Origin of the sequence: Phreatobacter sp. (genome assembly GCF_030691135.1) — a bacterium.
GTDB lineage: Bacteria > Pseudomonadota > Alphaproteobacteria > Rhizobiales > Phreatobacteraceae > Phreatobacter.
The window spans coordinates 1-20,950 of sequence record NZ_JAUYFA010000107.1; the positions used below are offsets into that span (position 1 = coordinate 1).

At 67.5% G+C, this 20,950-nt stretch carries 23 protein-coding genes, 1 pseudogene and 1 riboswitch; of the genes and pseudogenes, 13 read left to right on the forward strand and 11 right to left on the reverse strand.

Annotation, left to right across the window (positions count from 1 at the left end; translation table 11 throughout):
- The 3 genes and pseudogenes from Q8O26_RS19255 to Q8O26_RS19265 form a co-directional block, all read right to left on the reverse strand.
- A pseudogene (locus tag Q8O26_RS19255) lies at positions 1 to 688 on the reverse strand (hypothetical protein); the annotation flags it as partial.
- Between the two features lie 8 nt (positions 689 to 696).
- Complete coding sequence (gene flgK / locus Q8O26_RS19260) at positions 697 to 2,589, reverse strand: flagellar hook-associated protein FlgK (protein WP_305578578.1); 1,893 nt, start codon at positions 2,587 to 2,589, stop codon at positions 697 to 699.
- Between the two features lie 35 nt (positions 2,590 to 2,624).
- The gene (locus tag Q8O26_RS19265; RefSeq protein WP_305578580.1) at positions 2,625 to 3,977 is read right to left on the reverse strand and encodes a flagellar hook protein FlgE; all 1,353 of its coding nucleotides are present in this window, start codon (positions 3,975 to 3,977) and stop codon (positions 2,625 to 2,627) included.
- Positions 3,978 to 4,263: 286 nt separating this feature from the next.
- Here Q8O26_RS19265 and Q8O26_RS19270 point away from each other — a divergent pair, with 286 nt between their 5' ends.
- The 4 genes from Q8O26_RS19270 to Q8O26_RS19285 all read left to right on the forward strand — a co-directional run bounded on the left by Q8O26_RS19270 (position 4,264) and on the right by Q8O26_RS19285 (position 6,279).
- Positions 4,264 to 5,112, forward strand: coding sequence for a MoxR family ATPase (locus Q8O26_RS19270; RefSeq protein WP_305578582.1), 849 nt, complete (start codon positions 4,264 to 4,266; stop codon positions 5,110 to 5,112).
- Positions 5,113 to 5,162: 50 nt separating this feature from the next.
- A complete protein-coding gene (locus Q8O26_RS19275) occupies positions 5,163 to 5,717 on the forward strand; it encodes a hypothetical protein (protein WP_305578584.1) in 555 nt (184 codons plus the stop codon).
- A gap of 87 nt (positions 5,718 to 5,804) precedes the next feature.
- On the forward strand, positions 5,805 to 6,038 hold the full coding sequence (locus Q8O26_RS19280; protein ID WP_305578586.1) for a hypothetical protein: 234 nt from the start codon (positions 5,805 to 5,807) through the stop codon (positions 6,036 to 6,038).
- Positions 5,953 to 6,279: a hypothetical protein gene (locus tag Q8O26_RS19285; protein ID WP_305578588.1), complete on the forward strand. Its 327-nt coding sequence runs from the start codon at positions 5,953 to 5,955 to the stop codon at positions 6,277 to 6,279. Before Q8O26_RS19280 ends, Q8O26_RS19285 begins: the two co-directional genes overlap by 86 nt.
- A gap of 5 nt (positions 6,280 to 6,284) precedes the next feature.
- Here Q8O26_RS19285 and Q8O26_RS19290 read toward each other — a convergent pair whose 3' ends face one another.
- Positions 6,285 to 6,884 (reverse strand): hypothetical protein, encoded by a 600-nt coding sequence (locus Q8O26_RS19290; protein WP_305578590.1) that lies wholly within the window; start codon positions 6,882 to 6,884, stop codon positions 6,285 to 6,287.
- 71 nt (positions 6,885 to 6,955) lie between these two features.
- Here Q8O26_RS19290 and Q8O26_RS19295 point away from each other — a divergent pair, with 71 nt between their 5' ends.
- Both Q8O26_RS19295 and Q8O26_RS19300 read left to right on the forward strand, forming a co-directional pair.
- The gene (locus Q8O26_RS19295; RefSeq protein ID WP_305578592.1) at positions 6,956 to 7,516 is read left to right on the forward strand and encodes a DUF2975 domain-containing protein; all 561 of its coding nucleotides are present in this window, start codon (positions 6,956 to 6,958) and stop codon (positions 7,514 to 7,516) included.
- A complete protein-coding gene (locus Q8O26_RS19300) occupies positions 7,516 to 7,758 on the forward strand; it encodes a helix-turn-helix transcriptional regulator (protein ID WP_305578594.1) in 243 nt (80 codons plus the stop codon). The genes Q8O26_RS19295 and Q8O26_RS19300 overlap by 1 nt, the downstream gene beginning before the upstream one ends.
- Here Q8O26_RS19300 and Q8O26_RS19305 read toward each other — a convergent pair.
- Positions 7,755 to 8,297 carry a hypothetical protein gene (locus Q8O26_RS19305; RefSeq protein ID WP_305578595.1) on the reverse strand — a complete coding sequence of 181 codons (543 nt, stop codon included), beginning with the start codon at positions 8,295 to 8,297 and terminating at the stop codon, positions 7,755 to 7,757. The genes Q8O26_RS19300 and Q8O26_RS19305 overlap by 4 nt on opposite strands.
- Positions 8,298 to 8,403: 106 nt before the next feature.
- Between Q8O26_RS19305 and Q8O26_RS19310 the strand changes: the two genes are divergently transcribed.
- Together Q8O26_RS19310 and Q8O26_RS19315 are read left to right on the forward strand one after the other, a co-directional pair.
- Complete coding sequence (locus Q8O26_RS19310) at positions 8,404 to 8,559, forward strand: hypothetical protein (RefSeq protein ID WP_305578597.1); 156 nt, start codon at positions 8,404 to 8,406, stop codon at positions 8,557 to 8,559.
- A gap of 52 nt (positions 8,560 to 8,611) precedes the next feature.
- A complete protein-coding gene (locus Q8O26_RS19315; protein ID WP_305578599.1) occupies positions 8,612 to 9,787 on the forward strand; it encodes a VWA domain-containing protein in 1,176 nt (391 codons plus the stop codon).
- Positions 9,788 to 9,803: 16 nt separating this feature from the next.
- Here Q8O26_RS19315 and Q8O26_RS19320 read toward each other — a convergent pair whose 3' ends face one another.
- Positions 9,804 to 10,667 (reverse strand): LysR substrate-binding domain-containing protein, encoded by an 864-nt coding sequence (locus Q8O26_RS19320; RefSeq protein ID WP_305578601.1) that lies wholly within the window; start codon positions 10,665 to 10,667, stop codon positions 9,804 to 9,806.
- A gap of 96 nt (positions 10,668 to 10,763) precedes the next feature.
- Here Q8O26_RS19320 and Q8O26_RS19325 point away from each other — a divergent pair, with 96 nt between their 5' ends.
- From Q8O26_RS19325 to Q8O26_RS19335, 3 genes are all read left to right on the forward strand, one after another.
- Complete coding sequence (locus tag Q8O26_RS19325) at positions 10,764 to 12,251, forward strand: NADP-dependent isocitrate dehydrogenase (protein WP_305578603.1); 1,488 nt, start codon at positions 10,764 to 10,766, stop codon at positions 12,249 to 12,251.
- Positions 12,252 to 12,415: 164 nt separating this feature from the next.
- A complete protein-coding gene (locus Q8O26_RS19330) occupies positions 12,416 to 13,261 on the forward strand; it encodes a fumarylacetoacetate hydrolase family protein (protein ID WP_305578605.1) in 846 nt (281 codons plus the stop codon).
- 64 nt (positions 13,262 to 13,325) lie between these two features.
- Positions 13,326 to 14,183 carry a DMT family transporter gene (locus Q8O26_RS19335; RefSeq protein WP_305578607.1) on the forward strand — a complete coding sequence of 286 codons (858 nt, stop codon included), beginning with the start codon at positions 13,326 to 13,328 and terminating at the stop codon, positions 14,181 to 14,183.
- 114 nt (positions 14,184 to 14,297) lie between these two features.
- On the opposite strand, the gene Q8O26_RS19340 is transcribed toward Q8O26_RS19335, so the two are convergent.
- The 4 genes from Q8O26_RS19340 to Q8O26_RS19355 all read right to left on the reverse strand — a co-directional run bounded on the left by Q8O26_RS19340 (position 14,298) and on the right by Q8O26_RS19355 (position 17,701).
- Positions 14,298 to 14,912 carry a helix-turn-helix domain-containing protein gene (locus Q8O26_RS19340; protein WP_305578690.1) on the reverse strand — a complete coding sequence of 205 codons (615 nt, stop codon included), beginning with the start codon at positions 14,910 to 14,912 and terminating at the stop codon, positions 14,298 to 14,300.
- Positions 14,913 to 15,028: 116 nt separating this feature from the next.
- Complete coding sequence (locus tag Q8O26_RS19345) at positions 15,029 to 16,099, reverse strand: TRAP transporter substrate-binding protein (RefSeq protein ID WP_305578609.1); 1,071 nt, start codon at positions 16,097 to 16,099, stop codon at positions 15,029 to 15,031.
- Between the two features lies 1 nt (position 16,100).
- Positions 16,101 to 16,898, reverse strand: a complete 798-nt coding sequence (gene thiD, locus Q8O26_RS19350; protein WP_305578611.1) for a bifunctional hydroxymethylpyrimidine kinase/phosphomethylpyrimidine kinase — start codon at positions 16,896 to 16,898, stop codon at positions 16,101 to 16,103.
- Positions 16,895 to 17,701: a hydroxyethylthiazole kinase gene (locus tag Q8O26_RS19355; protein WP_305578613.1), complete on the reverse strand. Its 807-nt coding sequence runs from the start codon at positions 17,699 to 17,701 to the stop codon at positions 16,895 to 16,897. The genes thiD and Q8O26_RS19355 overlap by 4 nt, the downstream gene beginning before the upstream one ends.
- Positions 17,690 to 17,792: riboswitch (TPP riboswitch) on the reverse strand. Its footprint overlaps the gene before it by 12 nt.
- Before the next feature lie 103 nt (positions 17,793 to 17,895).
- On the opposite strand from Q8O26_RS19355, the gene Q8O26_RS19360 reads away from it, so the two are divergent.
- Entirely contained in the window at positions 17,896 to 18,132 is a 237-nt protein-coding gene (locus Q8O26_RS19360) for an Lrp/AsnC ligand binding domain-containing protein (protein ID WP_296577064.1), read from the forward strand.
- A gap of 9 nt (positions 18,133 to 18,141) precedes the next feature.
- On the opposite strand, the gene Q8O26_RS19365 is transcribed toward Q8O26_RS19360, so the two are convergent.
- Positions 18,142 to 18,429: a hypothetical protein gene (locus tag Q8O26_RS19365; RefSeq protein ID WP_305578615.1), complete on the reverse strand. Its 288-nt coding sequence runs from the start codon at positions 18,427 to 18,429 to the stop codon at positions 18,142 to 18,144.
- 154 nt (positions 18,430 to 18,583) lie between these two features.
- On the opposite strand from Q8O26_RS19365, the gene Q8O26_RS19370 reads away from it, so the two are divergent.
- Positions 18,584 to 20,893 (forward strand): xanthine dehydrogenase family protein molybdopterin-binding subunit, encoded by a 2,310-nt coding sequence (locus Q8O26_RS19370; RefSeq protein WP_305578617.1) that lies wholly within the window; start codon positions 18,584 to 18,586, stop codon positions 20,891 to 20,893.
- The last annotated feature ends 57 nt before the right edge of the window (positions 20,894 to 20,950 follow it).

The following is a 20,950-nucleotide window of genomic DNA, read 5'->3' on the forward strand; positions in this document are numbered from 1 at the left end:
CCGCCGTCCGGGTCGCCGTGAGTCCGTCGACGGCGCCCGAGACGAGACCGATCTTCAGGCCGAAAGCATGGGTGCCGTCTTCCGCCAGCGCCACCGGCTGCGTTCCCGCCGCCGTGACCGTCAGCCGGCCGGTAGCGGCCGGATTGCTCTCCGGATTGGCCGAGGCGACGCCGAGATCGGCCTGCATCCTCTGCAGCAGGACCGTCTTGAACCCGTCCTTGGAATTGTCGCCGTTGAGGAAGATCGAGGGCTCGAGCACCGGCGGCGTCGCCGACTTGCGGCCGCCGAAGACGTAGCGGGTTCCATCGTTGGCATTGAGCATGGAAACGACGGCATTCAACCCGTCGCCGGCCGCGACCTGGCCGATGGTGCGGCCCGAGGAAAGCTTGTACTCGTTCGGCTGGAACGACGTCTTGGTCGAGGAGACGGTCTTGGCGATCCCGGTCAGCGACGTGTCGATGACCGAGATGCGGGTGGTCACCAGCGAGATGCTCTGCTGCCAGGCGTCGATCTGGCTCATCGAGGCGCGGAAGGCCAGCGAGAAGCCACGTTCGGGGCCGAGGCCGCCATAGGTTTCGGACTTCTGGCCCGAGCCGAGCTGGCGCTGCAGATCGGACAGCTGCGACTTCATGCGCATGAAGTCACTGGCGTTGAGGCCGGACAGGATTCCTGACGTGCGGATGGACATGACGCCCCTTACATCCTCTGGAGAGAATCCAGCATTTCACGGACGGCACTCATGATACGCGCATTGGCGCCGTAGGCCGTCTGGAGCTGGATCAAAAGGGTCATCTCTTCGTCGATATTGACCGCCGCCACGCTGTCGAACCGGGCTTGCAATTGCGTGACAAGGGCCTCCTGTCCCTGCGCGACCTGCAGGGCGCTGGCGGCCTCGTTGGTCTGCGTGACGATGACGGAGCGCCCATAGGACAGGATCGATCCCTGGAAGGGATTGGTCGCCGTGCCGAGGCCGCCTGCCGGCGCGAAGAAGCGGTTCGAGCTCGACAGGGCAGCTACGAGGAACGAGGGGCGCGTCTCGTCCGACTCGAGCGTCGTCGCATTGATCTTCACCAGCGCGCCGGGATCGGCCTTCAACGCGCCGTTGACGTCGATGCGGGCGGCCAGGCCGACATACTGGGACCCGGCTGCCGTCATCCGGTCGCTGTAGAGGCCGCCGGCACCCGCGGGGTCGACGAAGAAGGGCAGAGCGCTTCCACCGTCGGCGAGCGTGCGCGCGGTGACGTTGGCGGCGGCACGGCCGACCGCCGCCCCGCCGGCGACGGTCGGATCGGCGAGGACCCGGAGGTTGCCGCCGTTGATGGAAATGCCGAATGCCCCCGCGGGTGCGCCGGCCCCGGCCGCCCAGGTATCGATCGCCGCCTGCATCTGGGTCGCATGGCCCGCTGCCGAAGTGCCGGTGAGGCGGAAGACGATGTCGTTCGGGTCGGCGGTCATGGTGTCGGACATCGGCAAGGTCGTATCGTCGACCCGCTTGAAGGTGATCTTCTGCGTGACGCCGTTCGCCGTCAGTTCGAGGGTCACCGTGTCGCCGTCGACGAGGCCGCTGCGAAGCGCCGTGTCGAAGCCGGTCGTCGGGCCCGGTCCCGCCACGGTCGCGGGCGTCGAGGTCGACGTGTTGCCGAGCGCCTGCGCGAGGTTCGCGGCGATCTGGTCGAACTGGGCCTGGGCCGCCGGCAGTGCCTTGTCGCGCAGCTCGATCAGGGCGGCGATCCTGCCCGAGGTGAAGACGCCGGCAGCGATAAGATCGACGGAGCCGGACGTCGTGGAGGCGGTAATGGTGCCGACCGTGCGCTTGGTGGGGTCCTCGTCGTAGACGTTGGTGGGTCCGATGATGTCGCGGGCATCGAAGGACAGTTCCGACCGGCTGGTGGAGAGCAGCACGAAGCCCGCCCCGCCATAGAGCTGCACAGCGCCGCTGTCGTCATAGACGGTCCGGACCTGCACATAATCGGCGATCTCGGCCACCATGGCGTCGCGCTGATCGAGAAGGCCGACGCGGCTCTCGTCGGTGAAGGCAACGGACAGGCGGCCGTTGATCTTCGAAAGATCGGTCAGCAGCGTGTTGAGACGGGCGGTGGCATCGGCGAGGCCGCCCTCCGCGTCGAGGCGCATGTCCTGCGTCGTGCTCGAAAGACTGCGCAGCGTTTGCGCCACCACCGTGGCGGAATTGATCACGCCGGACCTGGCCGTATCGCTTTCCGGTGAGGTCAGCAGCGTCTGGAACGACGAGGAGAACGTGTTGAGCACCGTGTCGAGGGCGCGCGCCGAGCCGGGGGCGCCCATCATCTGGTCGAGCCGGGAGAGGAACTGCGAGCGCGTCGCCGCATAGCCGGCGTTGGAGCGTTCGCCGACCAGTTGGCGCTGCACGAAGGCGTCGTACTCGCGCCGGATCGAGCCGACCTTGACACCGGCGATCTGGTCGCCGGCCAGCGCGTCGACGGGGTCGATCAGCTTGCGGGTATAGCTGGGGTTCCCTGCATTGGCGATGTTGGCGCTTGTCAGCGCCGTCGCCGTCGAAACGAACCTCAGTCCCGAGAGCGAATTGCTTAGCGCGCTGGTCAAAGTCATGCCCGGTCACTCCTTGCCGTGCGTCATGATCCGCTTCAGCGGATCATGTTGATCGTTTCCTGCAGCATCGAGTTGGACGTCGTGACGATCCGCGTGTTGGCCGCATAGGCCTGCTGGGTGATGATGAGCTTGGTGAACTCTTCGGAGATGTCGACGTTCGAACTCTCGAGGCTCTGCGACACGATGCGGCCCGAAGCACCGAGGATCGCCGCGCCGGAGCCCGAGGTCTCGGCGAAGGCGCCGCCGTCGAGGCGCTTCAGCATGTTGTCGCCGTTGAAGCTGGCGAGCGGGATGGAGAACAGATCGACCGACTGGCCGTTGGAATAGTTGCCACGCACGCGCCCGGCATCGGTGATCGACACGGCCATCAACTCGCCGACCGAATAGCCGTTCTGGCCGATGTCGGTGACCTGCACGGTGCCGTCGGTGCGGGCATATTGCGACAGGCCGTTGGTGCCGATGTCGAGCGTGACATTGCCGACATTGGTGCCGTTGACGGTCAGGTTGGGGATGGTCGGATTTGCGGTCGGCGAGGTCAGCTGACCCGTCGCGGAGAAGGTGAAGTTGCCGCCGATCCGGGTCCATGTCTCGGCTCCCGACGCCGAGGCGGACTGATAATAGGCGCTCCAGGTGTCAGACACGGCCGGCGGGCCGGCGGCCGCATTCGCCGTCTTCGCCCAGCGAACCTGGACGTTCACCTCGTTGCCGAGCGCATCATAGGCCGTCTGCGAACCGCCGGCGATGGAGGTCGCGACGAAGTTCGCCGCACCCGTCGGGCCTATGGTCGCCTGACCGATCAGCGAGGCCTGCATCAGCTCGCTGCCGGCGACGTTGGTGGCATTGGCGGTGTTCGGCTTGGGGGGAAGGCTGGCGCGGTACTTCAGACTGTCGGTGGCACGCGCCGGAATGACGTCGTTGGTGATCTGGATCGGCACAGGCGAGGAGCCGATCGGGTTGCCGGTGTTGCGGTCGAGCGGCAGGCCGCGCAGATAATAGCCGGCACCGTTGACCATGTAGCCGTTGGCATCCACCGTGAAGTCGCCGCGGCGTGTGAATGCATTGGACGTGGAGAACGTCGGGTTGCCGTCGACGAAGCCGGACGGCTGCTGGACGACGAAATAGCCGTCGCCGTTGACGGCGAGGTTTGTCGTGATCGAGGTCGCCGAAATCTGGCCCTGGATCGTGTTGGTGGCGCGCGAATAGCCGGTGACCGAACCGGAAAGCTCACGCTTCGGGCCGGAATCCGGGATGAGGTCGACGAAGCTCGTCTCGATCCGCTTGAAGGCCGTCGTTTGCGAATTGGCGATGTTGCCGGAAATGTTTTCCAGGGCATAGGCCTGCGCCGCGAGGCCGCTGACCGCCGTCGTCATTGCACCGAAGATACCCATCGAACTTCCCTTCGCCGATGCCGGCAGAACGCGATCACGACGGAACACCGCCGCACCATGCGATCCTCCTGTGCAGTCGCCATGCCAAACCGTACGCTGGACGAAAGCCTGCAAATCCAGTGACTTGCATGGTTTACAAAGGGTTTACAGCGCGCCACCGGCACAATCGCCTGTGCCGATCGGCATATTCTGCCGGGTGTTGCAGGCGCCCGCCGCGGCCCCTACCCTGCGAGCAGACGATGGAGGTCGGAGCATCCTCCACGCATCAGCACATGAGGCACATCACATGGCGTCCGGGCGTTTCGAGGGGACGAGCGGCTATGTCGCGACCGACGATCTGAAGGTGGCGGTCAATGCCGCGATCACCCTGCAGCGCCCTCTACTGGTGAAGGGCGAACCCGGCACCGGCAAAACCGTGCTGGCGATCGAGATCGCCAAGGCGATCGACGCCCAGCTGATCGAGTGGCACGTGAAGTCGACCACCAAGGCGCAGCAGGGCCTTTACGAATACGACGCCGTCTCGCGCCTGCGCGACAGCCAGCTCGGCGACGAGCGGGTCAAGGACATCGGCAACTACATCCGCCGCGGCAAGCTCTGGGAGGGCTTCACCGCGTCGAAGCGGCCGGTCCTGCTGATCGACGAGATCGACAAGGCCGATATCGAGTTCCCGAACGACCTCCTGCAGGAACTCGATCGCATGGAGTTCTTCGTCTACGAGACCGGCGAGACGGTGAAGGCGGCCCAGCGCCCGATCGTCATCATCACCTCGAACAACGAGAAGGAGCTGCCGGACGCCTTCCTGCGCCGCTGCTTCTTCCACTACATCAAGTTCCCCGACACCGAGACCATGCAGGCCATCGTCGACGTCCACTTCCCCGGCATCAAGCAGAAGCTGGTCGCCGAGGCGCTTCGCATCTTCTACGACGTCCGCGACGTGCCCGGCCTGAAGAAGAAGCCCTCCACCTCCGAACTGCTCGACTGGCTGAAACTGCTGATGGTCGAGGACATCTCGCTGGAGACCCTGCGCGAGAAGGACCCGCGCAAGGCCATTCCGCCGCTGCACGGCGCCCTGCTCAAGAACGAGCAGGATGTCCATCTGTTCGAGCGTCTGGCCTTCCTCGCCCGGAGGGGCTGAGGCATGGTGCGGCCGGGCGACAGCGCGACGAACCGCCTGGATCGGAAGAGATGACGACGGTGATGTCCCTGGGCGCCCGCACAGCCGTGCTGCCGGCCCTCGTCCTTCTCGCCGGCTGTTCGGCGGGGCTCGACGCCAGCCCGCCGGGCCGGCCGGAGACGGCGGCCTGGGCCATTGATCGCCAGGTCGCGCGCTGCCGGGCCACCCAGTCCGGCGGCACCCGGGCGGGCATGGCCGGCGGCGGCGGCCTCGTCGTCTTCGGCGCCGTCACCGCCGTCTCCCGCACCGGCAATGCCGAGGACTGCCCCTCCGTCCTCGCACTCACCGACGAGGACGTCGGCGAGATCCGGACCCTTGCGCTCGCCGCTGCCGCCAGCGCCCGCGGCATGGAGACCAACTGGCAGAGCCGCGCCGGCGCCCGCCGCGAGATCGTACTCTCGGTCTATCCCGCCGAGGCGAGCCGCGGCCGCCCCTGCCGCATCGTCGCCGCGACCCTCACCGTCTACGGCCCCGCACCCGAGGCGCTCGTCGGCGCCCCGCCGCCGGTACCGCTCGACGAACAGCGCTTCTGCCGCTCGCCTGCCGGCCCCTGGGAGCCGGCCTGAGACGGCGACGCCATGGCCCCGGCGCACCGGGATACGGCTGAAATCTGGCACAGCTGTGCCGAACCGCAGCAAATGGAGGCCCCCTGAATGGCATCGACGCTTTTCATGATCCTGGCCGCGGGCGTCGGGGTTGGCCTTCTCGTCTGGGCCGTCGGCAGCCTGTCAGGCGGCAACGGTTCCACAGGAGACGATAGCGGCACGGAGCCGGCCTCCGCGAAGACCGACGAGTCCGACAGTGGCGGCGACGGCGGTGGCGGCGACGGCGGCGGCGATGGCGGTGGTGGCGGCGATGGCGGTGGTGGCGGTGGTGGCGGCGACTGAGGAACTGCGGATTGCGAGCTTCGTCTTCGCGAAGCGGCAAGGTTTACGCGGTAGTATCGCGGTCATGGAGCTGTTCGCCGGCCTCGATCTGATCACCATCGCGGCGACGGCCGCACTCCTCACGCTCGCCGCCGCCCACTACTGGTATGATCGATGGTGCGACCGCAACGGCGTCCCGCGCCCCTCCGGCTCGACCTCGGCCGACGGCATCGCCTGCGGCGATGGCGACGGCGGCGACTGACCCGATCAGCCGGAGCAATCCGGAATTGTCGACTGCCAATTGGCAAGCGGGATCACGCGCCTAAGGTCAAGGTCGCTCACCAGCGTGATATAGGTTTCGCCACGGGCCGGCTTGAGGAAACTCGACATGGCCACGGCGCCATCGGGGATCGGCGCGGTCCGGCATCCGCCGGAGACCTGAATTTCCAGACTGCCGCGCACACGTGGTCCCTGGACAAGGGAGGCCCGCACGCGTCGCTGGATCGCTTCGACGCGTGGCACATCGTCGGGAGCGATCCGCCAGATGGTTATGGCATCCCCCGGCCTGGCCTCGCCGGCCATCTCGACGCGCTCGCGTTCGACCGAGGTTTCCACCAGCAGGAAGCGATCCTCGGTCGGGCTCCCGCCCTCCACCCGGGTCTTGATCGTCATCACCGTATCGCCTGGCCTCACGCGCAGCATGGCGGGCAGCCGCAGCGCGGCACGCACCTCATTCATGTCCATGGTGGCGAGATCGAGCCGCATCAGCCGTGGCAGGCTCGAGATCGGCGTCGACAGGCAGCCGCCTATTCCTACGGAGCAGGCAGCGACGAAGGCAAGGCGGGAAACCAGACGGGACAGGCTCATGACACATTCCATTTGACGATGATAAATTATTGTTTTACAGAAATTCAATATCGACACAAGAGGAAAACGTCATGACGCACATTGTCGCCGGACCGCAAGGCAGCGAGGCTCGTCAATCCCGGCTGGCCCGAATTATGGCGCTGGTCACACTCGCCGGGATCGTCTTCGCGGTTGCCGGCACGCTCTGGGTCTGGACCGACCGGGCCCTGGTCGAAACCCTGCTCGCCCCGCAATTCGGCCTTGCCGGGCGGGCCGTGACCGTGACACCCATGGTGCAGCTGGCCGGCCTGGCGCTCTCCGCCCCGCCGCTCGCGCTGCTGATCTACATGCTGCTTCAGGCCCGCGCGGTGTTCCGGGGCTTCGCTGTCGGAATGCGCTTCACCGACCTGGTGGCAACCCGCGTCTCGCGCATCGGCCTCATTCTGGTCGCCAAGGGACTGCTGGCGCCCCTGTGGCGGGCAGCCGCCGGTGTGGTCCTGACCCTGGGCAATCCGCCGGGGCAGAAGATCCTCGCAATCTCGATCAGCTCGGACGACGTGCTCTGGGCCATTGTCGGCGCGCTGCTCGTGGCGATCGGCTGGACATTGCGCGAAGCGGCCCGAATCGCCGAGGAAAATGCGAGCTTCGTGTGATGCCGATCCTGGTGAACCTCGACGTGATGCTGGCGCGCCGCAAGATGCGGTCGAAGGAGCTTGCGGCCATTGTCGGCATCACCGAGGCGAATCTTTCGCTGCTGAAATCCGGCAAGGTGAAGGGCATCCGCTTCGACACGCTGGATGCGATCTGCAGTGCACTCGACTGCCAGCCCGGCGATCTCCTCGAATTTGTCCCGGATGACGACCCGCGCATCGCCCAGGCTGCCGTCGCACTCTAGGCGCTGGTCAACCGGCGGATTCCCCAGCGAATGAGCCGATAGCCGCCATAGAGCACGCCGACCATCGCGCCCAGGCCGAGGAGACCGCTGGCGACGTCGCCAGGCTGCGGTGAACTGCTCGCCAGCGTCGTCACCATGCTCCCGACAATGACCAGACCGAACACCATCAGGAAGCCGAACAAGGGTCCGCGCACCTCGTCACTGCCGCTGCCACGCCGGCCAATCCAGAGCGCCAGCCGGGTCACGACGAAGATCGCCGAATAGAGCGGCGGCACGATGCCGATCCCGACAAACGACATGATCGCAGTCAGCGCCACCGTCAGGCGCATGCCATCGGCCAGCGCCGCCCAGGGACCCGGTGGACAGGGCGGGAAGCTCAGGCCCGAGGGCGCGGCACAGCCGGCAAGGCCCGAGACCGGCGCCAGCAGGACGACGGAGAGGATGACCCAAAGTCCCGGCAGGCTCAGGAGCCAGCCGAGAGCCAGTAGCCAGGGACGAGATTCTCGGGGCGCAGGAGCGGCAGCGGGAACAGTGATCATGCACCCAACCCTGCCCGTGCCATGTTTCGCCTCTGTGCCACGACGCTTTGGCCGGACACCACGCGGGGTTCACGATTTGCCAATCGGATCATGGTGATGATGGTGCATGGAACTCTGGCATCTCGCCTCCGCCGCCCTGCTTGCCTGCATCGTCACCGGCAGCATCTGGTACAATCGCTGGTGCGATCAGAACGGCGTGCCGCGCCCGGCCGGGTCATCCGGCGGCGACGGCCCCGATTTTTCCGGCGATGGCGGCGAATAGGCCATCCGGACCCCGGTGACGAAGCGCGCGAGAGACGCTAGACTCGAGCGCCATGTTCATCAATTTCTTCCACGACCTGAAGAAGGCGGGCGTACCGGTCACGGTGCGCGAATATCTGACGCTCATGGAGGCGCTGGACGCCGACATCATCGAGCGCGCGCCGACGGACTTCTACTACCTGTCGCGGGCGACGCTGGTGAAGGACGAGCGCAACATCGACAAGTTCGACAAGGTCTTCGGCGCCACCTTCAAGGGCTTCGAGACCCTGGCCGAAGGCCTCGAGGTCAATGTTCCCGAGGAATGGCTGAAGAAGCTCACCGAGAAGTTCCTCACCGAGGAGGAAAAGGCGCAGATCGAGGCGCTCGGCGGCTGGGACAAGCTGATGGAGACGCTGAAGCAGCGCCTCGAGGAGCAGAAAGGCCGCCACCAGGGCGGCTCGAAATGGATCGGCACCGGCGGCACCTCCCCCTTCGGCGCCTATGGCTACAATCCGGAAGGCGTGCGCATCGGCCAGGACGGCAACCGCAACTTCCGCGCCGTGAAGGTCTGGGACAAGCGCGAGTTCAGGGACTACGACGACACGGTCGAGCTCGGCACCCGCAACATCAAGGTGGCGCTGCGCCGCCTGCGCAAGTTCGCCCGCACCGGTTCGCCCGACGAGCTCGATCTCGACGGCACGATCCGCGAGACGGCCCGCAACGGCTTCCTCGACGTGCAGATGCGCCCGGAGCGCCGCAACGCCATCAAGGTGCTGATCTTCTTCGACGTCGGCGGCTCGATGGACTGGCACATCCAGCTCTGCGAGGAGCTGTTCTCCGCCGCCAAGGCCGAGTTCAAGCACATGGAATATTTCTACTTCCACAACTGCCTCTACGAGAAGGTGTGGAAGAAGAACCAGCGCCGTTTCGACGAGACCATGCCGACCTGGGACGTGCTGCACAAATACGGCAACGACTACAAGGTGATCTTCGTCGGCGACGCCTCCATGTCCCCCTACGAGATAGCCCAGCCCGGCGGCTCGGTGGAGCATTTCAACGAGGAGGCCGGCGTCACCTGGATGAAGCGCATCGCCTCCATCTACCCCTCGATGATCTGGCTGAACCCGGTGAAGGAGAAGCACTGGGACTACACCCACTCGATCGGCATGATGCGCGACATCATGGAGCAGCGCATGTTCCCGCTCACCCTCACCGGCCTCGACAAGGCGATGAAGGAACTGGTGCGGTGAGGCCTGCGGCGGCGCCTCAGGCGCCGCCCTGTTCCAGGGACCGCGTGATGTGGTCGCGCAGCCGTCCCGCCGGCGTCGCCAGCGTCGGTGACGTCAGGAGCGCGATCTCGGTATCGGGCAGGTCCGGCAGGCCGACCCCGTCCAGGCGCGACAGGCCGGGCGGCACCATCTCCTTCGGCAGCACGGTGATGCCGAGGCCCGCCCGGACCGCGGCGATGGAGCCGGCCAGCGAGCCGCATGTATAGGCGATCCGCCAGGCCCGCCCGGCGGCCGCCAGGGCATCCGTCGCGCGCTTGCGGTAGACGCAAGGGGTCGGCGAGACGACGAGCGGCAGCGTCTCGCGCAGCGCGACGGCCGACCCGTTGCCGACCCAGACCAGCGGCTCGCGCCAGACGCGGGTCCCGTCGTTGCGCCGACCCTGCTCCCGCTTCACCAGCACCATGTCGAAGGCGCCGTCGCGAAACCCGTCGAGAAGATTGAGCGTCAGGTCGCATGTCACCTCCAGATTGACCCTGGGATGGACCTCGGCGAAACGGGCGAGAACATCGGGCAGATGGCTGGTGGCGAAATCCTCCGGCGTGCCGAGACGCACCGTGCCGGCGAGGTCCGGTTCATTGATCCGCGCGACGATCTCGTCGTTCAGCGCCACCATCCGCTGCGCCGCCTCACGGAACGCCTCGCCCCGCAGCGTCAGCGCCACCGAGCGGGGCGTGCGGTCGAGAAGGCGGTAGCCGAGACCCTCCTCCAGACGCTTGATCTGCAGCGAGACAGTCGACTGGGTGCGGTGGAGCTCCGCACCGGCGCGCGAGAAGCTCTGCGTTCGCGCCACAGCCAGGAAGGCGCGCAGGAGATCGAGGTCGAGGTTGGCGATCTGCGGCATTTGAATTCTCAATAATTGAAACAGGAACAATCAATTTCACAAATCATGACCGGCGGCGCAAGGGAGGGGTCAGGTCCTCACACAGGAGACAAGGCCATGACCATCCACACCCCCGCCACCACCTTCGAGGCTCTTACCCCGCCCGGTTCGACGCCGGTGACCATCGCCTATGGCGACGGCGTCGGCCCCGAGATCATGAACGCCGCGCTGCAGATGATGCTCGCCGCCGGCGCGCGGCTGGCGGTCGAGCCCATCGTCATCGGCGAGACGGCCTATCGCGGCGGGCACAGTTCCGGCATCCCCCCTGAGGCCTGGGCCAGCATCCAGCGCACCGGCCTGCTCTTCAAGGCGCCGATCACCACGCCCCAGGGCGGCGGCTACAAGAGCCTCAACGTGACGCTGCGCAAGAGCCTCGGCCTCTTCGCCAACACCCGGCCCTGCATCTCCTACAGCCCCTTCGTCGCCACCAAGCATCCGGTCATGGACGTGGTGATCGTCCGGGAGAACGAGGAGGACCTCTATGCCGGCATCGAGCACCGGCAGACCGACGATGTCGTCCAGTGCCTGAAGCTCGTCAGCAGGCCCGGTTGCGAGAAGATCGTCCGCTACGCCTTCGACTATGCCCTCGCCAACGGCCGGCGGAAGGTGACCTGTTTCACCAAGGACAACATCATGAAGATGACCGACGGCCTGTTCCGGCAGGTCTTCGACGAGGTGGCGGCCGATTATCCCGGCATCGAGAACGAACACATGATCATCGACATCGGCGCCGCCCGCCTGGCCGCCCGGCCGGAGCAGTTCGACGTCGTCGTCACCCTCAACCTCTACGGCGACATCGTCTCCGACATCGCCGCCGAGATCACCGGATCGGTGGGCCTCGGCGGCTCGTCGAACATCGGCGCCAACGGCGCCATGTTCGAGGCGGTGCACGGATCGGCCCCGCAGATCGCCGGCCAGGGCGTCGCCAACCCCTCCGGCCTGCTGCTCTCCGGCATCATGATGCTGGTCCATATCGGCCAGGCCGACGTCGCCGCGCGGCTGCACCTCGCCTGGCTGAAGACGATCGAGGACGGCATCCATACCGGCGACATCTTCCGCGAGGGTGTCTCGGCGCGGAAGGTCGGCACCCAGGCCTTCGCAGACGCGGTGATCGCGCGGCTTGGACAGGCGCCGCGGACCCTGCCGCGGCCGGACTACGCGGCGGCGACCGCCATCATCCCCTTCACCCCGCAGCGCAAGCCCCCCGCCGACAAGCGGCTGGTCGGCATCGACATCTTCGTCCACGCAGCGGATGTCTCGCCCGCCGCCCTCGCGGCCCGGATGAAGGCCGGTGCTCCGGGCGAACTCGCCCTGACCATGGTCAGCAACCGCGGCGTCAAGGTCTGGCCGACCGGCCAGCCACAGACCTTCCTCACCGATCACTGGCGGTGCCGCTTCGAGATGCCGGCGCCCCGGCAGTTCAACAAGGCGATGGTGGCCGAATTGCTCGCCGCCCTCGCCCGCGCCGGCATCGACTTCATCAAGACCGAGCACCTCTTCACCTTCGACGGGGTGCCCGGCTACACGCTCGGCCAGGGTCAGTAGCGCCGGCAAGACGCCCCCCGCCCGCAGCGATGCGGGTCGGGGGTGACGGCCTGCCCGCCCCTCCCGCGCGCCGCCCTTCCATGCATGCCCCGCCCTTGCGAAACGGTTGAAGACGCCGGCATCATTCCGGCAACGACGCTTCAACAACAACGGGAGGGAAAGTCGTGAAACTCGTTCGCTATGGCGCCAAGGGCAAGGAAAAACCCGGCCTGATTGATCCAGACGGCAAGATCCGCGATCTGTCGGACATCGTTCCCGACATCGCCGGCGCCGCCCTGAGCAAGAAGGGCCTCGCCAAGATCGCCAAGACCAAGTGGGACAAGCTCCCGCTCGTCAAGGGCAAGCCCCGGCTCGGCGCCTGTGTCGGCGACGTCGGCAACTTCATCGCCGTCGGCCTCAACTACGCCGACCATGCCGCGGAGACCGGCGCCGCCATCCCGACCGAGCCGATCCTCTTCAACAAGGCGCGCTCCTGCATCGTCGGGCCGAACGACGACGTCATGCTGCCGAAGAAGTCGGTGAAGACCGACTGGGAGATCGAGCTCGCCATCGTCATCGGCGAGCGCGCCCGCTACGTCTCGAAGAAGGACGCCCTCTCCGTCGTCGCCGGCTTCTGTGTCTGCAACGACGTCTCCGAACGCGAGTACCAGATCGAGCGCGGCGGACAGTGGATGAAGGGCAAGGGCTGCGAGACCTTCGGCCCGCTTGGCCCCTGGCTCGTCACCACCGACGAGATCAAGGACGTGCAGAAGCTCGGGATGTGGCTCGACCTCAACGGCGAGCGCATGCAGACCGGCTCGACCAAGACCATGATCTTCGACGTCAGGACGATCGTCTCCTACATCTCCGAATTCATGGTGCTGGAACCCGGCGACGTCATCACCACCGGCACGCCGCCCGGCGTCGGCCTCGGCATGAAGCCGCCGAAATTCCTCCGGGCCGGCGACGTCATGGCGCTCGGCATCGACGGCCTCGGCGAGCAGAAACAGAAGGTCATCGCCTGGCAGTGAACCGGTGCGGCGGGCGCGACACCGCTCGACCGCCGCGCCCGCGCCGGACATGAAGGCATCTGCAATGCTGAGAACCATCGCCCTCACCGCGACGGCGATGGTCGCCTTCGCGGCCAATTCCATCCTGGCGCGCCTCGCCCTCGCCGGCGGGGCCATCGACGGCATGGGCTATACCGGCTGGCGCCTCGCCTCGGGCGCCGTCGTGCTGTTCGTGCTGTCGCGCATCGTCGGGCGCCGTGACGGCACACACGCCGTTGCCGGCAGCTGGCCGCAGGCCGCCGCGCTGTTCGGCTATGCCCTCGCCTTCTCCATCGCCTATCTCTGGCTCGGCGCGGCGGTGGGCGCCATCGTCCTCTTCGGCGCCGTGCAGTTCGGCATGATCGCCCGCGCCATCGCCGCGGGAGACCGGCCCGGTCCGATCGAGAGCGCCGGCCTCGCCATCGCCTTCGCCGCGCTGGTCTGGCTGGTCGCGCCGGGCGTCGCCGCCCCCTCGCCCCTCGGCGTCCTGCTGATGGCCTGCGCCGGGCTCTGCTGGGCGGTCTATTCGCTGCTGGGACGCGGCTCGATCGATCCGCTCGCCGACACCGCCGGCAATTTCCTGCGCTGCCTGCCGGTGGCGCTGCTGCTCATGGCCTGGGGCTGGCACGTCCATCCGCCGGACGTAGCGGGCCTCGCCTATGCGGTGGCCTCGGGAGCGGTCGCGTCCGGCCTCGGCTACGCCGTCTGGTATGCGGTGCTGCCGTCGCTTTCCCGCGTCACCGCGGCCTCGGTCCAGCTCACCGTCCCGGCCATCGCCGCGGCGGGAGCGGTCGTCTTCATCGGCGAGGCACTGACGATGCGCATGGTCGCGGCCTCGCTGGCGATCCTCGCCGGGATCGCGCTCGTCATCCTGGCGGGCGAAGGGCGGCGCCGGGGCGGCTGAATCACCGTGTGAAGACCCGGACTCTCCACCTCAACACGAGGGCGGATTGCGGTTCACACCCAGACACTTGCGGGTAGGCGCGGAAGCGGGAGGAGAGGCAGGCGGGCGCCGCCCTCACTCCATCACGGCCGCTTTCAGGATGCAGACCATCACCGCGTGCGCCGGCCCCTCGCCGACATTGCGGATCATGTGGCGGCCGTCGCAGCGGTAGCGGGCGCTCTCGCCCGTCCCCACCGTCTCGACCCGGTCGCCGACCTCGATCTGCAATTCGCCGGACAGCACGGAGAGGCTCTCGATCGAGCCGCGCTGGTGCCCCTCGCTCTCCAGGACCCCGCCGGGGTCGCACTGGAAATCGTACCATTGCAGCCATTCGACGGTCTTGATCCAGCCGATGATCGACAGCCGGCACTTGCCGTCGTCGGACACCAGCAGCGGCGTATCGGCCCGCGACAGCTTCTCGAGAAACGGCTCCTCGGTCGCCGTCGCCAGCACGCGCTCGATCGACACGTCGAGCGCCTGGCTGAGGCGCCAGATGGTGGCCAGCGTCGGATTGGTCTCGTTGCGCTCGATCTGGCTGATGATCGACTTGGCGACACCCGACTGTTCCGAAAGCTCCGACAGCGACAGGTTGTAGGCCTTGCGCAGACGTTGCACGGTCTTGCCGAGATTGCCGGACAGCACATGGGCTCCGGCGTCCATCTCGATCTTTTTCGGGTCGCGGTCGGCCATCGGCGGCAAGGCGTCTCGTACGTTGTTTCGAACAATCGTTCGTCCAAACGATCTTATGCCCTGCCTGCTCCGGGTGCAAGGATTGCAGCCCGCCATGCCCCGCCGCGGGCGACCCGTCACACCTCGCGCGCACCGAGAGCGGCGTGGGTCGAGACCCGCGTCCAGGGCCCGATGCGCCCCTGGAAGGCGGTGTAATGCGCGGCGATCTTGCCCGCCATGGCGCTTCGCCCGGCGAGTTCGCCGACCAGGTCGGCGGCGTGACGGCGGGCGATCTGCACCAGCGGCGTCGGGAAGCCGCGCAGCCTGACCCCGTGGGTCGAGACCATCGTCGCCAGCGCGTCCATGTTCAGGATCTCGATCTCGGCGAGGGCGATGGCCTGCTCCGCCTCGCTCGCCGCCTGCACGACGCCCTTCAGGTCGGCCGGCAATCCGTCCCACAGCGCCTTGTTGACGACGAGTTCGCTCGATCCGTTTGGCTTGTTGAAGCCGGGCGCATAGTAGAACGGCGCCACCCGCCACAGTCCCAGCTGGATGTCGGACCCGGGCGAGGTGAACTCCGCCCCGTCGATCGCCCCACGCTCCAGCGCCGGGTAAATGTCGCCCGGGGGGATGGCGATGGCGGTGGCGCCGAGGCGCTGGAACAGCTCCGCCCCGAGGCCGACCATGCGGATGGTCAGGCCCTTCACGTCGTCGGCCGACTGCAGCTCGCGGCGGAACCAGCCGCCCATCGACACGCCGGTATTGCCACCGAGGAAGGGCTTCACCCCGAACCGCGCCGCAGCCTCGTCCCACAGCGCCTGCCCGCCGCCCTTCAGCACCCAGGCATTGTGCTCCGGCGGCGTCAGACCGAAGGGGATCGTGGTGAAGAAGGCGAGAGCCGGCTCCCGCCCGATGGCGAAGAAGGAGGCGGTGTGGCCGCACTCGACGGTCCCATTGCCCACCGCCTCGTGGACGGCGAAGGCCGGCACCACCTCGCCAGCGGCGAGGACCTGGACCTCGATCCGCCCGCCGGACAGGAGCTTGATCCGGTCGGCGATGCGCTGGGCCGAGAAGGCCGGACCCGGCAGGTTGCGCGGCCAGGATGTGACGAGGCGCCAGCGCAGGACGGATTGGGCCCGGGCGATCCCGGGGGCAGCGATGAGCCCGGCCGCGCCGGCGGCGAGCGTGGTTCGACGATTGAGGGTCATGTCACCACCAGGCGTGGAAATGATGGGTCGGCCCATGGCCGCTGCCGACACGGAGCCGCTCCGATGCGGCGATGGCGGCCGTCACATAGTCCTTGGCCTCGCTGACCGCCTGTCCGAGGGGAAAGCCCTTGGCAAGGCCGGCGGCGATGGCCGAGGAGAGCGTGCAGCCGGTGCCGTGGGTGTTGCGGGTGGCGACCCGCGGCGCCTCCAGCCGTACCGTTCCGGCCGGCGTCACCAGGAGATCGACGCTGGTGTCACCGGTGCCGTGGCCACCCTTCATCAGCACCGCCTGGGCCCCCTGCGCGATCAATGCCTGTCCCTGGGCCAGCATGTCATCCTCGCCCCGCGACACCGGCTGTTCGAGCAGCGCCGCCGCCTCCAGCAGGTTGGGCGTGACGAGAACGGCGCGCGGGAAGAGCAAGCGCCGCAGCGCCGAGACCGCGTCGGGATTGAGCAGCCGGTCGCCGGAAGTCGCGACCATGACCGGATCGAGCACGACCTGGCCGACCCGGTGCCGGTCGAGCCCCGCCGCCACCGCCTCGATCACCGGCACCTGCGACAGCATGCCGATCTTGGCGGCGCCGACTTTCAGGTCCGAGAAGACCGAATCCATCTGCGCTGCGACGAAGGCCGCGGGCACGTCGTGGATGGCCTGGACGCCGCGGGTGTTCTGGGCCGTCAGCGCCGTGACGACGCTGGCGCCGTAGACCCCGAGCGCCGAAAAGGTCTTCAGGTCGGCCTGGATGCCGGCGCCGCCGCCGGAATCAGAGCCCGCGATGGTCACCGCGATGGCCGTCATGGCGCCTCTCCTGCAGGGGGTGGCGCGATGCGCGCACGGGGGGCGATATCGGCCGGATCCATTCCGTAGAGGGCGTCGAGATAGGCGGCCGCGAAGCTGCCCGGCCCCCGCGACGTCTCGGCGGCGCTCTCCCCGGCGATCCCGAGCACGAGCATGGCGGCACCGCTCGCCGCACATGCGTCTTCGCCGACCGCGAGAAAGGCGGCGGTGATCGCCGCACCGGCGCAGCCCATGGCGGTGACCCGCGCCATCAGCGGATGGCCGTTGGCGATGGCGGCGAGGCGTTGACCGTCGGTCACGACGTCGGTCTCGCCGGTCGCGGCCACGACCGTGGCGAGGCGGCGGGCCAGCATGGCGAGGTCCTCGTCCGGACCGAGCACCGCGATCTCCGCGCCATTGCCGCGGATCGCCGCCGGCGCCAGCGCCGCGAGATCGCGCGCGAAAGCCGCCCGCCCGGCCGAACGGTCGATGAAGACCGGGTCGAGGAGCCAGGGTCGGCCGGCTTCGCTCGCCGCCTCGATCGCCGTGCGGATGACGGCGCGCCGCTCCGGCTCCAGCGTGCCGAGATTGACGAGGAGCGCATCGGCGCTGCCGGCGAAGGCGGCGATCTCGTCCGTCGCCGTCGTCATCGACGGCACCGCACCGAGGGCGAGCAGCGCATTGGCGGTGAAGGCCTGCGCCACCGTGTTGGTGATGCAATGAACGCGCGGGCGCCGGGTCCGGATCGCGGCGAGACCATCGCGGGCGCTGCGCAGGACGAGGGCGCTGAAGTCGGAATCCCCGCGTGGGGGCAGGCTGTCCATCTCGGTTTCCTCCGCCGGCATGACCCGGTTCAGGTACGACGGGTTGGCCTTGCGACCTCTCAGCCCGATGAGGGCACCCCGACGAGACAATGAGCGACAGTTAGGCCAAGGAACCGGCCGGCGCAAGCACCAGGGGGATGACGCGCGCGCCCTTTGATGGCATGGGAGAGGCCTTGCGCGCCGCGAGGGTTCCCATGATCGCCTTCTTCGTCCAGATCAAATGCCAGCTCGGCAAGGCCTATCAGGTCGCCGCCGCCCTCGCCGACCGCGAGATCGCCTCGGAGATCTATTCGACCGCCGGCAATTTCGACCTGCTGGTGAAGTTCTACGTCGAGCCGGGCACCGATATCGGCCACTTCGTCAACGAGAAGGTGCAGCTGATCCCGGGCATCCAGGACACCCATACGATCATCACCTTCAAGGCGTTCTGACCGCGCCGATCAGGGCTGGCGCTGCCGCCAGATCTGGAAGACGCCGAAGGCCAGCGTCACCATGCCGGCATACCAGAGCACCGGCACGTAGCGCGGAATCGCCCCGCGGATATTCGCCTGGAAGAAGGCGCATTCCGGCGTCGCGAAGCCGATGCAGGCGAGCTTCAGCCCGATCAGGCCGAAGGCGCCGCCATACTGGGCGTAGTAGACGAACCACCAGACGACCGAGACAAGGCAGAAGGCGATGCCGAGATAGACCGTCGGCGGGGTCGACGTCTGTTTATCGTTCGGCGCCATCGATTCATTGCTCTGGTTGCAGGATCCTGCTGCATTTACGCGAGTTCTCCGCGGCAAGGCCAGCCGCACCCGCATTGCGCCCTTGCGAAGGGCAAGGCTTGCCTCGCAACTGCGAAGCGTTCCATTCTGTCGTCGAGATCCCGGAGCACGTGACATGACGCCGACGAAATTCGGAATGGGCCAGGCATTGAGCCGGGTCGAGGACGCCCCCCTGATCAAGGGCGAGGGACGGTTCGTTTCTGACCTCGTGCCGGACGGGGCGCTGGTCGGCTATGTCCTCCGCTCGCCCTTCGCCTTTGCCGACTTCGTCATCACCGATGTCGAGGCGGCGCGTGCCATGAAGGGCGTCAAGGCGGTCTTCACCCATGCGGACCTCGAGGGCATCGGCAACCTGCCCTGCCTGTCGCAGATCCCCTCGGTGACCCCGATCCCCAATCCGCCCTGGGAAGTGCTCTGCTCGAAGACCGTCCGCCACGTCGGTGACGGCATCGCCTTCGTGGTCGCCGATACGCTCGACCGGGCCAAGGACGCCGCCGAGGCCATCGCCGTCGACTGGACGTCCCGCGCGCCGATCATCGACGCTGTCGATGCCCTGCAGAAGGGCGCTCCCCAGGTTTGGCCCGACATTCCCGGCAATCTCTGCGGCGAGGTGCATCTCGGCGAGGCGGAGGCGACCGAGAAGGCCTTCGCGAAAGCCCACCGCACGGTGTCGCTGACCATCGTCAACAACCGCCTGGTCACCAACTACATGGAGACGCGCGGTTGTCTCGCCGAATATGATTCCAAGGCGAAGAGCTTCACGCTGACCCTCGGCAGCCAGGGCAGCCACAGCATCCAGGCGACGCTGGCGACCCGCATCTTCAACATGCCGAAGGAGCAGATCCGCGTGATCACGCCCGACGTCGGCGGCGGCTTCGGCACCAAGACCTTCATGTTCCGCGAATATCCGCTCTGCATGCTCGCCGCCCGCAGGCTGAAGAAGCCGGTCGCCTGGGTGCAGGACCGCAGCGACCATTTCGTCAACTGCAGCCAGGGACGCGACAACGTCTCCACCGCCACGGCGGCGCTGGACAAGCGCGGCAAGGTCCTGGCCGTGAAGGTCGATACGGTCGCCGACATGGGCGCTTATCTCTCCCAGTACGCGACCTTCATCCCCTATGTCGGCGCCCTCATGCTGGCTGGCGTCTATGCCTTCCCCGCCATGCATGTCCGGCTGAAATATGCCTATACCAACACCGTCCCGGTGGATGCCTACCGCGGCGCCGGCCGGCCGGAGGCGGCCTATCTCATAGAGCGCCTGATGGACCGCATCGCCATCGAGACCGGCATGAGCCCGGCCGAGGTGCGCCGCCGCAACTTCATCCAGCCCGACCAGTTCCCGTGGAAGACGCCGGTCGGCCGGACCTATGATTCCGGCGAGTTCGACGGCCACATGACGCGCGCCATGGACGTCGCCGGCTGGGATGTCTTCAAGGATCGCCTGAAAACGGCGAAGAAGGCCGGCAAGATCCGCGGCATCGGCATGGCGACCTATGTCGAGGCCTGCGGTGGCGGAGCACCCGAGAACGCCTGGATGAGCCTCGAGAAGGACGGCACGGTCACCATCAAGATCGGCACCCAGTCCAACGGCCAGGGCCACAAGACGGCCTATGCCCAGCTCGCCTCCCAGCACCTCGACATCCCCATCGACAAGATCAACGTCATCCAGGGCGACACCGCGCAGATCCCCACCGGCACCGGCACCGGCGGTTCGCGTTCGCTGCCCGTCGGCGGCGCTGCCGTCGATGTCGGCGCGCGGGCGCTGGCCGACGTCATCCGCGACATGGCGGCAACCGAGATGGAGGTCGGCGTCGGCGACGTCGAGATCGTCGGCGGTGCGGTGCGCGTCGTCGGCACCGACAAGGCGATCTCCTACGAGAAGATCGCCAGTCTTCCCGGCGCCGAGGACAAGCTGAAGAGCCACGGCACCTGGCGCCCCCCCGAGCCGACCTTTCCGAACGGCACCCATATCTGCGAGGTCGAGATCGACCCCGAGACGGGTGTCACCGAGATCGTCGCCTATACCGTCGTCGACGATTTCGGCGTCACCATCAACCCCACCCTGCTGGCCGGTCAGGTCCATGGCGGGATCGTCCAGGGCATCGGCCAGGCGCTGCTGGAGCGCACCGTCTACGACAAGGAGAGTGGCCAGCTGCTCACCGCCTCGTTCATGGACTACGCCATGCCGCGGGCCGACCACATCCCGAACTTCCACTTCGAGACGCGCAACGTGCCCTGCGTCACCAATCTCCTCGGCATCAAGGGGGCCGGCGAGGCCGGGACGATCGGCGCATGCCCGTCGGTGATGAACGCCATCGTCGATGCGCTATGGCGCGCCTACGGCATCAGGGAGATCGACATGCCGGCGACCCCGGCCCTCGTCTGGCAGACGATCCAGGATGCCAAGGCGGCGAAGGCCGCCTGAAGCCGACCGGGCGGGCCTCCTCCCCCGCCCGGCCGCTGCCGGTTGCACGGCGGCAAT